The following is a 13844-nucleotide window of genomic DNA, read 5'->3' on the forward strand; positions in this document are numbered from 1 at the left end:
CGCCCGTGTCGGGGCGGGCGGCGTTAGCTAGCGGTTGTCGGAGTCAATTTTGCTATCAGTTTCTCTATGGCGTCGCGTTGGCGTTCGATATCTCGCACCAGCTCGAATTGGGCCAGCGCCCGGCGCAGATTTTGGCCGGCGTCGTCCACTTTGAAGTAGCGGTTACCCTGCAAATAATCGGTGAAGAAGCGCAAACCCAGTTCGAACGGAATCAGACGGATCGCCGGATACAGATAGCGGTAATCAGCCGCCGTGAAAAAATGGCCGGCTTCGGCCAGATAGTGTTCGAGAACCGCGCTGCAACGCTGCAGATCGAAGCCGTTGGTGTCCGGAATCTGGCAACAGGAGCGCAGGCAGTCGCCGATGTCGTAATGCACCAGACCGGGTTTCACGGTATCTAGATCGACCAAACCGATAATCCGGTCGCTGTCCGGCTCGAACAGAAAGTTGTTCAATTTCGGATCGCCGTGTATCACTCGATCCACCAATTCACCGCGCTGTCTGGCCTGTTCCAGTTCATGGATGCCCGCGCCGAAATCGGCGATGAAACGGCGGCAGCTTGCAAAGTCGGGATCGCTCGGCACGTGCGGTGCTTGGGCTAACGCCGCCTGATACTGGCGAAAATATTCGGGGGTGATGTGGAAGCCGGGCAGGGTGTCGTGCAGGGTTTCGGCGGCCAGGGTGCTGCACAAGCTATGAAAATGGCCGAGTGCGGCGCCGACTTCGCCGGCTTCGGTGAGATTGGCGAGCCGTTCCCGGCTTTCGGATGGCGTGATCCATTCCAGTGCCCGCCAGACCCGGCCGCTGTCGCGGTCGCGCATTTGCGCGTCGTCTGCAGCCGGCAGCAGTCGGGGGATGCGTAAACGAACCTCGACTGCGGTTTGTCGGCCGAGGTGGCGGTTCAATGCGGTTAGATTTTCTGCGATAAGTTCCGGATGCGGAAACACCCGGTCGTTGATGGCTTGCAAGACGAAGTTGTCGCCATCAGCTTCGACCAGGAAGGTATCGTTGATCAGGCCGTTACCGAGCGGCTTGATCGCGTGGATGGTCCGGCCGCCGGCGAAGCGGCGGGCAATCGGTTCCAGCCGGTTCACGGATTTAACTGCCGGGCCAGTGCGCGTAAGGCCTGGCCGCGGTGGCTCACCGCATTTTTGGTTTCCGGCGGCAGTTGCGCCGAGGAGCATTGGAATTGGTCCAGCCAGAAAATTGGATCGTAGCCGAAGCCGTTTTCGCCGACCGCAGCAGGCAGGATCTTGCCTTCCCAGACGCCCTGGGCGATCAGCGGAGTCGGGTCCGCAGCGTGGCGCAGGTAAACCATCACGCAAATAAAGCGGGCGCTGCGCAAGGCGTCCGGCACATCGCGCATTTCCGCCAGCAGTTTTTCCAGATTGGCTCGGTCGTCGGCGCCGATGCCGGCATAGCGGGCGGAAATCACGCCGGGCGCGCCGTTGAGTGCGTCGACGACAATGCCGGAATCGTCGGCAATCGCCGGCAGCCGGCAATGCGCGGCGGCATTGCGGGCCTTGATGATCGCGTTTTCGATGAAGGTGGAGCCGGTTTCCTCGGGTTCGGCGACGTTAAATTGCGATTGCGGCAGAATCTTGTCGCTTTGCAGAATGGCCTGGATTTCCCGAATTTTGCCCGGATTGCCGCTAGCCAGTACGATCGAACTCATCGGTTTAGAATGCGATCGGTTTCGGCGCGGGTTTCTTCGCCTCTTCCAACGCCGCTTGTTGTTTTTCCAGTAATTGTTTGATGCCGTGTTCCGCCAGTTCCAGCATCGCATTCAGTTCGTCCTTTCTGAAGGCATGCCCTTCGGCCGTACCCTGGACTTCGATGAAGTGGCCGGCTTCGTTCATAACCACGTTCATGTCGGTCTCGGCCTGGTGGTCTTCGGCATAGTCCAGGTCCAACACCGGTACCCCGTTGTAAATGCCCACCGATACCGAAGCGACTTGGCCGTGCAGCGGGTTTTTCTTGATTTTGTGGGTTTTCAGCAGGTGGTCGATTGCAATCGACAAGGCAACGAAACCGCCGGTGATTGACGCGGTGCGGGTGCCGCCGTCGGCTTGAATCACGTCGCAATCGATGGTGATGGTATTTTCGCCGAGCGCCTTCAAGTCGATCGCGGCGCGCAGGGAGCGGCCGATCAGACGCTGGATTTCCAGGGTTCTGCCGCCTTGTTTGCCGCGGCCGGCTTCGCGGTCCATCCGGCTGTGGGTCGAGCGCGGCAGCATACCGTATTCGGCGGTGACCCAACCCTCGCCTTTGCCTTTTAGGAAACGAGGGACGCTATTGTCGACGCTGGCGGTGCATAAGACCCGGGTGTCGCCGAATTCCACCAACACCGAGCCTTCGGCGTGTTTGGTGTAATGGCAGGTAAAACGAATTTCGCGTAATTGGTCCGGATTGCGTCCGCTTGGTCTCATATTGTTCTCGGCTGTATCAAAAGTTGCGGCATTATACTGGCTTTGCCGGGCCGATTTTTAACTATTGGGGGCTCAGCGCCTGCTGCAATTCGGCGACGGTTTGCGGCCGGTTTTCCGGAAAAATCGCCATGGCCCAATCGATCGCTTTTAACAGATATTCCGGGAAGCGGCGCTTGTGGGCTTTGACGGCCGGCGGCAAATTGTCCTGCTTGGCGCGGTCCGGCGACGGTATCGGGATTTTGTAGTCCAGGCAGGCGCGCATGCTGGCACCGACGGCGTAAATGTCGGACCAGGGGCCGAGATTGCCGTTGCTGTCGTATTGTTCGATCGGCGAATACCCGTTGGTCAGCACTTTGGCCCGGTTGCGCTGCGGGTCCAGCGTGATTTTGCGGATCGCGCCGAAATCCAGCAGCAGCGGATCGTTTTCGGCGCGGATCAGAATGTTGGCGGGTTTGATATCCAGATGCACCAAGCCTTTTTGATGAACCGCGTCGATACCGTTCAGCAACAATGGGAATACCGTCAACAGGAATTCTTCGGTAATCGGCAGGCTTTTGCGGTGTAGGATTTTATCCAGCGTGACGCCGTAGTCGTAGGTCATGACCATATACACGGTATCGTTGGCCTGGAAGAAGTTGATTACGTCGACGATGTTGTGGTGCTTCAGCATCGCCAGAACTTTGGCTTCCTCGAAAAACAGCGCCCGGCCGCGCATGAATAACGCCTTGGCTTCTTCGCTATTCGGCGCCACCAGGTTATTCCAGGTGCGGTGCGCCAGCTTGCGCGGCAGGTATTCCTTGATCGCCACCTGCGTCTGGTCGGACATTTGCCGGGCCAGATAGACCGAACTGAAGCCGCCGTGCGCCAATTCCCGCTCGATCATGTACTGATCTATAATGGTTCCCGATTGCAGGTAGTTCCATTGTTTCGGGTAGGTTTCCGGATCGTAATATTCGGCCATAAGGAAAGCTGCGCGGGTAAAGCGTGAAGATTATAGGTGAAAAATGATTAGAAGCATGACCGCGTTCGCGGACGGCGAAATGAGCGCCGACAACCTGACTATCTTGTGCGAATTGCGTTCGGTTAACCACCGTTACAGCGACGTCAGCGTCAAATTGCCCGAGCGCTTGCGATTTGCCGAAGCCGACGTTCGCCGCTTGATAGCCGAAAAGCTGAAACGCGGCAAAATCGAATGTGCATTGAGTTACAAGAAACAGACCGGCGAAGCCAGCTTCAATGTGAATCGGGAAAACGTGCGGCGTCTGTTGGCGGCTACCGCCGTTATCGAAGCCGAAATGAGCAAGCCGCAAGCTTTTTCCGCGCTCGATGTGTTGGCTTTTCCCGGTGTTCAGCAAGAGCAGGAGACCGACAAGGACGCGCTGCACGACAAAATTGTCCAGCTGCTGGAGGAAACTCTGGACAAAATGCTGGAGACTCGGGTTCGAGAGGGGGCGCAACTGGCGCAATTGCTGGAAGACCGCTGCCAGAAGGTGTTGGTGTTGGTCGAAGCGGCGCATAAACGGATGCCCGAGGTATTGAACAACTTACGCAATAAATTGACGGCTCGGGTGCAGGAAATGGTGGCCGAGCCCAATTTCGACCGGCTGGAGCAGGAGCTGGTGCTGCTGGCGCAAAAGTTCGATGTGGCCGAGGAATTGGACCGTCTGGAAACTCACGTCCTGGAAGTGCAGCGCGCGTTAAAACAGCCCGAACCCACCGGTCGGCGCCTGGATTTTCTGATGCAGGAAATGAATCGGGAAGCTAACACCCTCGGCTCCAAATCCGCCGACCGGGAAATGACCCAGATCTCGATCGATTTGAAAGTGCTGATCGAGCAGATGCGCGAGCAAATCCAGAATATTGAATGATGTTTCAGGCAGTCTCGGCCAATCTCTCCAAGTCAACGAAGCCCAGTAAATCTGGGATTTTTTGTGTCCGTAAGCTTCCCAGGCAATCCCAAAACAGCGCATAATAGACGGGCACCAAGCCGGGCACCAAGTACAAAAAATGGTGTTTTTTGTTGGTGCCCATCTACTGGAGGCCAATATGAGTGAGCTAACTGATATTCAAATCAAGGCATGGATCAGAAACGATGAACGCTTCGAACAACGAGGCGACGGCGGCGGCTTGTTTCTGAGTTACCGAAAGGAGTTCGCAACTCCGATTTGGCGCTTTAGGTATCGCTTCGCCGGGCAGCGAAAAGTCATGCTGCTGGGTAGCTATGCTGAATTATCCCTTGCCAAAGCCCGCAGCACGGCCAAAGAGCTGCGGGCACGTGTGGCGCTGGGTTATGACGTGGCCGCCGAAAAGCAGGAGCGCAAAGCCGAAGCGGTAAAAAAGGCCGAGGCCAAAAAAAACGCCTTTACCGTGGCGGAACTGGCGGAAGAGTATTTCGAAAAAACCATCCTAGGCCGCTGGAAGCATCCCAACATTGTTAGGGCGAGGATCGAGAAGGACATTAAGCCCAACATCGGCAAAATTCCGGTCGAGGATGTCAAACCGATGGACATATCCAACATGCTGGAAGCTATCGTTGAGCGTGGGGCGCCGACTATTGCCAATGACGTGTTGCGCTGGACTAAGAGGATGTTCGACTATGCCATCAAACGCCACATCATCCAGTTTAACCCGGCGTCGGCGTTCGACTTGTCCGACGCTGGCGGCAAGGAAGAGGCCAGAACACGGGCGCTATCCCGTGAAGAGCTGGTGATTCTGTTCGAGGCCATGCGTAAAACCAAAGGCTTTGCGTCGTTGAATGAATACGCCTTCAAGCTGCTGTTAATGCTGTGTGTGAGAAAAGGCGAACTGGTAACGGCTAGAGTCGATCAATTCGACCTGGATAACGCCACTTGGCGGCTGACCACCAGCGACACCAAAACCAAGGCCGAAATCATCATCCCCTTGCCGAAGCAGGCCGTTGAACTGTTGCGGGATGTTATTCGGCTGTCCGATGGTGTTTATCTATTCCCTGCCCGGCAATATCAAGACCGGCGTTTGCCGTACATCCACGAAAACACCTTGAACGTGGCGCTGTCCAAGGTCAAAGCCAACATGCCCGGCGTCGAGCCGTTCACGATCCACGACTTTAGACGTACCGCCCGCACCCACTTGGCGGCGCTGGGTGTCGATTCTCACATTGCCGAGCGTTGCTTAAATCACAAAATCAAAGGTGTTGAGGGAATCTATAACCGGCACGACTACTTTGACGAGCGCAAAGCCGCTTTGCAAAAGCTAGCTAACTTCCTGGAAGCCTGCGAAAAGGGCAAAGCCTGGAATGTGACGCCATTACGAAAAGCAGCGGTATAACCCAATTTAACCGGATAGCCCGGCCAGGCGACAAGCGGGATTCGTCCCCCGTTTCCGGTTAATCCTTTCGGACGGTTTGTACTTTGACGAGGTGTTTGTGAGTCTTGATGATGACGCAAATTTAAGATTAGCCAGGGCTTTAATTAAAGCAAAAAACTCTCCTCCAAATGAAGCTAGATATTTAATTGATTCTTACATCAACATAATTCGGCAGCTCGAGGATGAAAATATAAAACTCCGTGTAGAAAACGAACTGTTAAGAAATAAGCCAAAACAGAATTCCGGTAGGCCTCCTAAGCTGTCAGATGATATGAGAAAGAAACTTCCGCAATTAGTGGTGGCGGTAAAAAAAGAGAATGGATTTACAAAAGATATTGATGCTTTGAAAAAAATACTTGAGCCAATGGGAAAGGGCTTATCAGAGTGGAGAGCTAAAAGCAAAATTGAAAAGGAAGCTAAGAAGCTTGCAATAATTTTAAGCAAAGAAAAATCACGACAAATACTTGAAAAGTAAAAGGAAAATCCTTTCTAAATTCTGCTTAAATTAAGAAATTTTTATGCCGCCAAAATAAAACCATGTCGCAGCGAGTCCCGCAGCGGCTTAACCAGAATCACGAGGTTAAGAAAACATGGTTCAAGCATTACCCGTTATCAATCCACTATATCGCCGGCCAATTGTTTCGCAAGTAACTGGCGATTCAAGATCAACCCTCTATAGAAAAATCAGCAAAGGCTTATTTACTAAGCCAGTTAGTATCGGCGGCGACCGTGTTGCATGGCCGGCGCATGAAGTCCAAGCCATCATCAACGCACGCATAGCCGGCAAATCCGAAGCGGAAATAAAAGCTTTGGTTATTGAACTGGAAGCATCCAGAAGCAATATCGCTTAACCCCACGTCTGAAAGGAGACGACACCATGACAGCTACAGAAGCAAACAGCAATGATCTAACTCATTACAAAATCCAGCGGATTGTAGACGGCTCAGAAGTTTACGAAGCAAACAGCGGATCGACTTCGCCACTGGCGGCTAGAGACCTGCAAAAAAAGCTGATTGGCGATAAATCCGCAAGGAAAATCAATTACACGCCACCCAACGATATTAAGCGCAGTTTGCTAGTGCCGCAGCGGCATTTTGAGCTGTTATCGAGGCTCGCAGATGGTAATTGCCATGCAATCGAGTCGCTGAAGTCAACACGGAGCGAAACCCGTAAGCCTGTGGCCGATCTTCGGGCGCTTGGCTTGATAATCGAAACGGATCGCAAGAACGCCGCTTATCGCTTGCGTGGCGAGGTCGAGCTTTATCCGCTGGGGTTAGGTCTTGGCATTCCGACCGTTTGCGATCTATTGCCAAACCTGACCGAATGCCTGGAAATCGAGAAGCAGAAAGCCAAAGCCGAGATTGCCAAGCGCATATCGAGAGCAAAGCGCACAGCTATTGCGTTAGAGGGCTTTAGCTATGACTAGCCAACGAAAAACCGCCCTGCACGGCAATGCAAAGGCGGCGAATATCAAACAACAGCAACGCCATTTTAACCCTGTAAACCAGTTCAAACAAAGGTTTGTAAGGTTTTCAAAATGGCTTAATACGGCCTTGATTTAAGGGTAGGTAATGGCGACAAAGCTAAAGAAAAAGGCTTATATCGCACAGGAAGTAGACATGATTCGCTCTGCCGCTTATATGGATTTAAGCGGCAATGCGGTTAAGTTGCTAATCCTGATGCAAACCCATTGGCGCATGTATGAACCTATCGCCTACAGCATCAGCGAGGCCCAGAAACGTATTGGTTGTTGCCGTGGCAAGGCGCACGAAGCCTTTCGAGAACTGGAAAGTCACGGTTTTATCAAGCTAATGCTGGAAGGTCATTTCAGCAAGCAACTAGCACGACGCTGGCGGCTGACGTTTCGGGAATTCAACGACCACAAGCCGACCGATGAATGGCGAAACTGGCAGCCGGAAAATTGATTTGCTTGTTCACTATATGAACGCTGCATGCCGTATGGTGAACAAGTCATGCCGTATAGTGAACAGGTGTTCATAATATGAACGCAAAACGCCAACAATCAATAACTTAGCTTATCGAAAAATGGCCGTCAGTGTTCACTATGCGGGATGTACCTATTGTTTACCACATGCCCCGGCTCGATTCAGCACGAAAAACAGGCGGCAATCAGGCGAGAACATGCGGGCGGCCCGAAATGGCTGCAAAATCCGCTGAAACATACAGGAATTAAACAGCATGCCATCACCTAGATTCAAACCCGGCCAGAGCGGAAACCCGGCAGGCCGACCCAAGGACAAAACCCCGGCGACATTGCTCAGGAAAGCGATTGCCGAGGATATGCCGGACGTTGTAAGAAAGTTGGTCGAATTAGCCAAGGAAGGCGATGTACAGGCCGCTAAAGTGCTACTGGATAGGATATGCCCGCCACTTAGGCCGCAAGCCTTGCCGGTAGTTATCGAAACCGGCGCCACCTTGCCGGAGACTGGCGGCAATGTCGTTACTGCCACACTAAGCGGCTCTGTTGCGCCCGATGTCGGTGCCATGCTGATTCGAGCCTTAGCCGAGCAAGGCAAGCTAATCGAATTGCAGGAAATGGCCGACCGTTTACAGCGGCTTGAAAAACTATTGGAGGCCAGACCATGAAGCCCGCCCAAGTGAATAAACTCTATGCCAGGCTGACCCCGAACGAACAAGCGGCGCTAGTCATGGAAGCCGCTGCAAGGCTGGACGAAAGCGAAGCTGATGCGATTCTGGAGCAAGTGGAGCGAAAGCATTACATCGCCACCCATGCGGATTACACACAGCGCATTCATGCCCTAACGGCGCTCGTCGGGCAATATGGAATCGAGTATTGGAAAAATCGAACGCTGATGCTGATCGCTTGCGACTATGCCGACCAAGGCAATCAGCAAGCCGAAGCCCCGGCCTTGCGGTTCCTGGCGAAATGCGTGGCGCTGGAAGCGGCGATAGTCGAAGTCTGCAAGCTGGCTAAGGTCGATATTAAGGCCATCAAGAGCATGGCCGGCTGTCCTGACGAGGAAGTTAGACCGGAAGAGCTGGAAAAAGCGGATGCCGAGCTGGTCAAACAATATACCGGCATGTTTTCAGGTCTTCTTAGTGGCTGAAATCGGCATGCGTGGCGCTTTCAGTCAGTGCGATAATGTAACGATCTTGCCGGGCAACACTGGCTTTTTGTGTTGCATTCCCGCTTTGTCCCAGCTAAGCCCGCAAAAAGTGGGCACCAATGCGGGCACCAAAAGCAAAGACACATTGAATAAAGGTAATAAAAAACAATAATATAAAACGTTATTCGATATTCAAATCCAATATTGAATGATGTTTCAGGCAGTCTCGGCCAATCTCTCCAAGTCAACGAAGCCCAGTAAATCTGGGCTTTTTTGTGTCCGTAAGCTTCCCACGCCTTGCTACTCGTTCGGTTTAATCGACGGCAGCAGCGTTTTCTCTGCAGCAACCGGCCGCCCGTTCAGGGCCAAATGTCATTGTCCCGCCTGAACTTTTCCAATCATTGAGACGCCCAAGCGGCGGGATTGTGGGTCGCTTCGCGCGATCGGTACCCGAAACCGCCGCGAGAAGGGGATCAAACAAATATTTCATCAGCCTCCTGCTGCCGGATTGGGAACCGGCTCAAATTCAGCCGCGCTTGATCGGGGCGGTCAACCGTTAACGGTCATGGTATTCCAGCTCCGGATATGCTCGCTCGCCCGGCGGCTGGGTTTTTTCCAAATGGCGAAATAGATAATTTTGCAAGGTGCCGGGGTAGGTGATGCCGGCGTGGTAATCGTAGAATTCGTGTTCGACTTCTTCTACCGGTGGGGCCTGGGTTTTCGCGACGGTATGTTCGCTGTGTTCGGCCCAAGCCGGCATCAGCCATAGTCCGCATAAAACGGTCAGCCCCGCTGTTTTTAGTGTGTTGTTGTTTTTCATATCAGTCACCTCTGAGTCATTACAGCGGCTTCGGGCGAGTTTCCGACCTTCTCGCTTGGCATTTAGTTCCTCGGCAATCGGCGTCTAGCCTACCAATTATTTGAAAAACACCCCCCGCAGGTAGGGCGAAACGTTAGCGTATCCCGGTTAATCTTGCTATCGACCGAAACGGAGACTGGCGAAGCGCCGGTCTCGACGTTTCAACCCTGATTTCCGCGAATTCAAGGTTTGTCGTGGCTGGACCCTGAGGTGCATTGGTATCGCATATTTCGCCAGGTCGTTCGCCGGCGCCGATGCGTTGGCCGCCGGCGGTTTAGCGGGCGAAGACCAAGCTCATCTTTTGGCATTGCGCGATGCGGTGGACGGTGATTAGACCGCGCCGCACTTTCTGGTTCGGGCGGTATTAGGTAACGAAGATCGTCCGGACCCTTTTTAAATTTTGGCACCGGGCTGCCGTCGTGAAAAGACCTTGCCACCGCGCCTTGGCTTCGGCGGTGCGGTCGTTTCTGAAACTGACAAAAACGGTGCAGCGGAATCCGCGCTAGATCCTGCCCCCTAAGTCTGTAGGGTGTTGGCGGCAGGGATTTGCGGCTATCGTAAAAGAACTGAGTAAATTCGCTAGAATCTAGCGATTACACTCGGCAACAACAGGATCGCCATGAATGGCGGCCTTATATTTTCATCGTTAGTCTTTGGAGTAGAGTATGAAACTGAAACACACATCGATGATCGTCGGCGCGTTGCTATCGGGCGGCTTGACCAGTGCTGCGCATGCCGTACAGCAACCTAATTTTTACGAATGTTCCGGCCGCGGCGCCAACCTGACTCTGAGCATAGGCAGCAAGGCGGAAGTCGGCATTTTCCCGGCGGCGACTGTACTCAATCTGGATCTAGGCAAGAAAAACTATAGCTTCAAAGAGGCCGACATCACGGTCGAATCCACGCTGATCGGCGAGTTGTGGGAAGTCACGTTGGAACACATTCCTGATTTGCGCATCGACCACGCCTCCGTGGTGATTCCGCAAATCAACTTGGGCGACGCTCCGCAGCATTTCGTCAGCCAGTTGATCCTGACCCGGGTTGCCACGCCGTTTACCGGCGAACCGCCCAAAGGTGTGGTCAATGCGTCCCGATACATCGACCTGAGTTGCTCGGCGTCTGTGGTCTATTATTGATACCCCGATATTGCCATGCCGACGCAAGTCGGCATGCTTTCGCCCGGTTGCTTCCGTTTGATATCGACGTGTTGCAACGCTTGACCGCCCACCCCACATAGCTTGCGTATGACATTGTCTGCCACGTTAATTGCCGGAACCGCCTACTTCATGTTGGGCGGGCTTTGGTTCACGCCGCTGTTCGGCAAATACTGGGACCGGGCGGTCGGCTTTTGCCGTCCGCAACGCTGGCGGCCGTCGGCGATCTACTACCTGGGACCATGGCTGGGCTGCCTGATTGCGGCTTTTGCTACTGCAATCCTGTTCGATTTAATCCGGCCGGCATCGTTGACGGATGCGTTAAAAATCGGGTTTGTGATCGGTGCCGGCTACGGCGCCGCGCTTACCGCAGTCAATGCCATCTCGCCGAATATGCCGAAACCGGGGCTGTACGCACTGGTGGTCGGCGGTTACCACTGGCTGGGATTGACCTTATGCGCCGCAATTTTGTACGAATTGGCCTAACCGATCATGCCGAAAACGACTTGCACTTATTGGAATCCGTTATTTCCCGCCAAGCAGGACGGCTGGCAGCCGATTCCGGGTCTGGAAGGCCAGGCGGATCAATTAACGCTGAGCTTCGATCCGGAAACCGGTGAATACACCCGTCTGACCCGCTTCCTGCCGGGGGCCGACACTGCCGAATTCGGCGGCAAGACCCACGACTACCCGGAAGAAGTGTTCATTGTCAGCGGCCGTTTGTACGACGCGGCTTTTGACCTGTGGCTGGAAGCCGGCCACTACGCCAGCCGACCGCCCGGCGAATTGCACGGTCCGTTCAAAACCGACCTTGGCTGCGTGGTGCTGGAAGTGTCGTTTCCGAATCGGGTCTGACGATAAACCCATGTCCGAATCTCCCGAACACATAAAAGACCTGTTATTGAGCGATGGCCTCCCGGCCGATGCCGAATGGCTGTTCGGGCTGTACCGCCAATCTATGCAGCTTTACATCGAAGCTACCTGGGGTTGGGACGAAGACTTTCAGAAAAGCGGTTTTAACCAAAACCTCAAGCCCAGCGATTGGCAGGTCATTTGGCGGGGCGAACACCGTATCGGCGGGTTCGTGTTGAACGAATGTAGCGACCATCTCCGGCTGGCGATGATCATGCTCGAGTCGGAATATCGACGCCAAGGACTCGGCCGAAAAATCCTTATCCACATACAACATATAGCCAGGCAAAAGGCATTGCCGGTCAGGCTCAATGTCATCAAAGCCAACCCCGTCCTGCCGTTCTATACCAAATTGGGTTTTCGCCAATACGCTGAAGACGAGGCGTGTTTCCGATTGCAGTGGGACGCCTAAACCTCAGGCGTTGTGCTGCCGCTTTTAGGTAGTCTGCGCTTGAAAATCGCTAAACGCGCTACCATGTCGCCGGCATCAGAACCCAATAGCCGGAGGCCGCCATGAACGATCCCAAGCAAACCCATTCTGCCGATCCCTTCGTCAAGCGCGTGCTCGCGGTTGGCGCAGTCGCCGCCGTACTACTAGCCGTTTGGAATTGGCGCCCAGGACTTTCGGCGCCGGAACCGGCATCGATCCGAACCGTGGCGGCGCGCGGCGATTTGGCGGCCGACGAGAAAAGCACCATCGAGCTATTCGAAAAATCCCGCGATTCGGTGGTTTACATCAGCACCGCCGCGCTGGTGCGCGACGCCTGGACCCGTAACGTATTTTCGGTACCCAAGGGTACCGGCTCCGGCTTTATCTGGGACGAAGCCGGCCACGTGGTGACCAACTTCCACGTCATCGCCGGCGCCAACGAAGCCACCGTCAAACTGGCCGACGGCCGCGATTACAAAGCCGCACTGGTCGGCGCCAGCCAGGTGCACGATATTGCTGTGTTGAAGATCGGTGTCGGCTTCAAACGGCCGCCGCCGGTGCCGATCGGTACCAGCAGCGATTTGAAGGTCGGGCAAAAAGTGTTCGCAATCGGCAACCCGTTCGGTCTGGACTGGACCTTGACCAGCGGTCTGGTATCGGCGCTGGACCGTTCGTTGGGCGGCCAGGAAGGTCCGGCCGTCGAGCATTTGATTCAAACCGACGCGGCGATCAATCCCGGCAATTCCGGCGGTCCGTTGCTGGATTCCGCCGGCCGCCTGATCGGCATCAATACCGCAATCTATAGCCCCAGCGGCGCCTCGGCCGGCATCGGTTTCGCGGTGCCGGTGGATACGGTGATGCGGGTGGTGCCGGAATTGATCAAACAGGGCAAATACATTCGTCCGGCCCTGGGCATCGAAATCGATCAACAGATGAACGAACGGCTGGCCGCTTTGACCGGCACGGCCGGCGTCGCGGTGTTGCGCGTACAACCCGGTTCGGCGGCGGATAAGGCCGGCTTGCGCGGCGTCGAACTCACGCCGAACGGGATAATCCCCGGCGACATCATCGTCGCGATCAACGGCAAGCCGGTCGACTCCTTGTCCAAATTGTTCGCCCGCCTGGACGAACAGAAAATCGGCGATGTCGTCAAAGTGCAGCTGGTCAACAACGGCCAGACCCGCGAAGTCGAAGTAACCTTGCAGCCGGGGAATTGATTGGGCTTGGTAGTTGGTTATAACTACCAAGCTACAAATGATCGAACCCCACCCTCGCTCCCGCGAACGCGGGAGCCCCGTTGCGCATTCGATTCGCACCTTGGCTGCAAAATCTCGCCAAATCCGGATCGACTGGTAAGCTCGCAGACTAAACGCCCGCATCTCGCCAGTCATGAACCCAACCAAACCGCCCAAACTCAATCCGCGTAAATTGCTGCTCAGCAAATGGACCGCCGTCGCGCCGCAAAATAAGGAAAAGCATTTCATCGTCAGTAAAGTGCTATGGCCCGACGATCCGACGTTGCCGTTGGAGTTGATCGAGCTGGAAGCGGTGCACAGCAAGCGCATCCAACTACTGCCGTGGCGGGCTTTGCAGGACACCGCTACCTGGCGTCAGGGCTGGCATTGA

At 54.7% G+C, this 13844-nt stretch carries 20 protein-coding genes; 15 read left to right on the forward strand and 5 right to left on the reverse strand.

Annotated features, from left to right (window positions below; all coding sequences use genetic code 11):
- Positions 1–23: 23 nt before the first annotated feature.
- From AC0IM9_RS12080 to AC0IM9_RS12095, 4 genes are all read right to left on the reverse strand, one after another.
- Entirely contained in the window at positions 24–1094 is a 1071-nt protein-coding gene (locus AC0IM9_RS12080; protein ID WP_482804160.1) for a phosphotransferase enzyme family protein, read from the reverse strand.
- Positions 1091–1675 carry an RdgB/HAM1 family non-canonical purine NTP pyrophosphatase gene (rdgB, locus tag AC0IM9_RS12085; protein WP_140912096.1) on the reverse strand — a complete coding sequence of 195 codons (585 nt, stop codon included), beginning with the start codon at positions 1673–1675 and terminating at the stop codon, positions 1091–1093. Before rdgB ends, AC0IM9_RS12080 begins: the two co-directional genes overlap by 4 nt.
- A 4-nt stretch (positions 1676–1679) precedes the next feature.
- Positions 1680–2429: a ribonuclease PH gene (rph, locus tag AC0IM9_RS12090; protein ID WP_140912097.1), complete on the reverse strand. Its 750-nt coding sequence runs from the start codon at positions 2427–2429 to the stop codon at positions 1680–1682.
- Positions 2430–2490: 61 nt separating this feature from the next.
- Positions 2491–3390, reverse strand: coding sequence for a serine/threonine protein kinase (locus AC0IM9_RS12095; protein WP_140912098.1), 900 nt, complete (start codon positions 3388–3390; stop codon positions 2491–2493).
- Positions 3391–3445: 55 nt separating this feature from the next.
- On the opposite strand from AC0IM9_RS12095, the gene AC0IM9_RS12100 reads away from it, so the two are divergent.
- From AC0IM9_RS12100 to AC0IM9_RS12140, 9 genes are all read left to right on the forward strand, one after another.
- Positions 3446–4297 carry a YicC/YloC family endoribonuclease gene (locus AC0IM9_RS12100; RefSeq protein ID WP_505331598.1) on the forward strand — a complete coding sequence of 284 codons (852 nt, stop codon included), beginning with the start codon at positions 3446–3448 and terminating at the stop codon, positions 4295–4297.
- A gap of 178 nt (positions 4298–4475) precedes the next feature.
- Complete coding sequence (locus AC0IM9_RS12105; protein WP_482804161.1) at positions 4476–5735, forward strand: tyrosine-type recombinase/integrase; 1260 nt, start codon at positions 4476–4478, stop codon at positions 5733–5735.
- Between the two features lie 97 nt (positions 5736–5832).
- Positions 5833–6249 (forward strand): hypothetical protein, encoded by a 417-nt coding sequence (locus AC0IM9_RS12110; RefSeq protein ID WP_482804162.1) that lies wholly within the window; start codon positions 5833–5835, stop codon positions 6247–6249.
- A 115-nt stretch (positions 6250–6364) separates the two neighbouring features.
- Positions 6365–6625, forward strand: coding sequence for a helix-turn-helix transcriptional regulator (locus AC0IM9_RS12115; RefSeq protein ID WP_482804163.1), 261 nt, complete (start codon positions 6365–6367; stop codon positions 6623–6625).
- 26 nt (positions 6626–6651) lie between these two features.
- A complete protein-coding gene (locus AC0IM9_RS12120; RefSeq protein ID WP_482804164.1) occupies positions 6652–7200 on the forward strand; it encodes a hypothetical protein in 549 nt (182 codons plus the stop codon).
- Positions 7201–7345: 145 nt separating this feature from the next.
- Positions 7346–7699, forward strand: a complete 354-nt coding sequence (locus AC0IM9_RS12125) for a hypothetical protein (RefSeq protein WP_482804165.1) — start codon at positions 7346–7348, stop codon at positions 7697–7699.
- Positions 7700–7973: 274 nt separating this feature from the next.
- Positions 7974–8381 carry a DUF5681 domain-containing protein gene (locus AC0IM9_RS12130; RefSeq protein WP_482804166.1) on the forward strand — a complete coding sequence of 136 codons (408 nt, stop codon included), beginning with the start codon at positions 7974–7976 and terminating at the stop codon, positions 8379–8381.
- A complete protein-coding gene (locus tag AC0IM9_RS12135) occupies positions 8378–8863 on the forward strand; it encodes a hypothetical protein (RefSeq protein ID WP_482804167.1) in 486 nt (161 codons plus the stop codon). Before AC0IM9_RS12130 ends, AC0IM9_RS12135 begins: the two co-directional genes overlap by 4 nt.
- The gene (locus AC0IM9_RS12140; RefSeq protein WP_482804168.1) at positions 8856–9035 is read left to right on the forward strand and encodes a hypothetical protein; all 180 of its coding nucleotides are present in this window, start codon (positions 8856–8858) and stop codon (positions 9033–9035) included. The genes AC0IM9_RS12135 and AC0IM9_RS12140 overlap by 8 nt, the downstream gene beginning before the upstream one ends.
- Positions 9036–9419: 384 nt before the next feature.
- On the opposite strand, the gene AC0IM9_RS12145 is transcribed toward AC0IM9_RS12140, so the two are convergent.
- Positions 9420–9683, reverse strand: coding sequence for a hypothetical protein (locus tag AC0IM9_RS12145; protein ID WP_482804169.1), 264 nt, complete (start codon positions 9681–9683; stop codon positions 9420–9422).
- A gap of 704 nt (positions 9684–10387) precedes the next feature.
- Here AC0IM9_RS12145 and AC0IM9_RS12150 point away from each other — a divergent pair.
- The 6 genes from AC0IM9_RS12150 (at position 10388) to AC0IM9_RS12175 (ending at position 13844) form a co-directional block, all read left to right on the forward strand.
- Positions 10388–10858 carry a hypothetical protein gene (locus AC0IM9_RS12150; protein ID WP_482804170.1) on the forward strand — a complete coding sequence of 157 codons (471 nt, stop codon included), beginning with the start codon at positions 10388–10390 and terminating at the stop codon, positions 10856–10858.
- Between the two features lie 108 nt (positions 10859–10966).
- The gene (locus AC0IM9_RS12155) at positions 10967–11362 is read left to right on the forward strand and encodes a DUF1761 domain-containing protein (RefSeq protein WP_482804171.1); all 396 of its coding nucleotides are present in this window, start codon (positions 10967–10969) and stop codon (positions 11360–11362) included.
- 6 nt (positions 11363–11368) lie between these two features.
- Positions 11369–11731 (forward strand): cupin domain-containing protein, encoded by a 363-nt coding sequence (locus AC0IM9_RS12160; RefSeq protein ID WP_140912103.1) that lies wholly within the window; start codon positions 11369–11371, stop codon positions 11729–11731.
- Between the two features lie 10 nt (positions 11732–11741).
- Entirely contained in the window at positions 11742–12200 is a 459-nt protein-coding gene (locus AC0IM9_RS12165) for a GNAT family N-acetyltransferase (protein ID WP_445372327.1), read from the forward strand.
- 101 nt (positions 12201–12301) lie between these two features.
- Positions 12302–13435 carry a S1C family serine protease gene (locus AC0IM9_RS12170; RefSeq protein WP_445372328.1) on the forward strand — a complete coding sequence of 378 codons (1134 nt, stop codon included), beginning with the start codon at positions 12302–12304 and terminating at the stop codon, positions 13433–13435.
- A gap of 172 nt (positions 13436–13607) precedes the next feature.
- Positions 13608–13844: a TIGR02450 family Trp-rich protein gene (locus tag AC0IM9_RS12175; RefSeq protein WP_445372329.1), complete on the forward strand. Its 237-nt coding sequence runs from the start codon at positions 13608–13610 to the stop codon at positions 13842–13844.

The organism is Methylomonas sp. Uni0011, assembly GCF_056850255.1.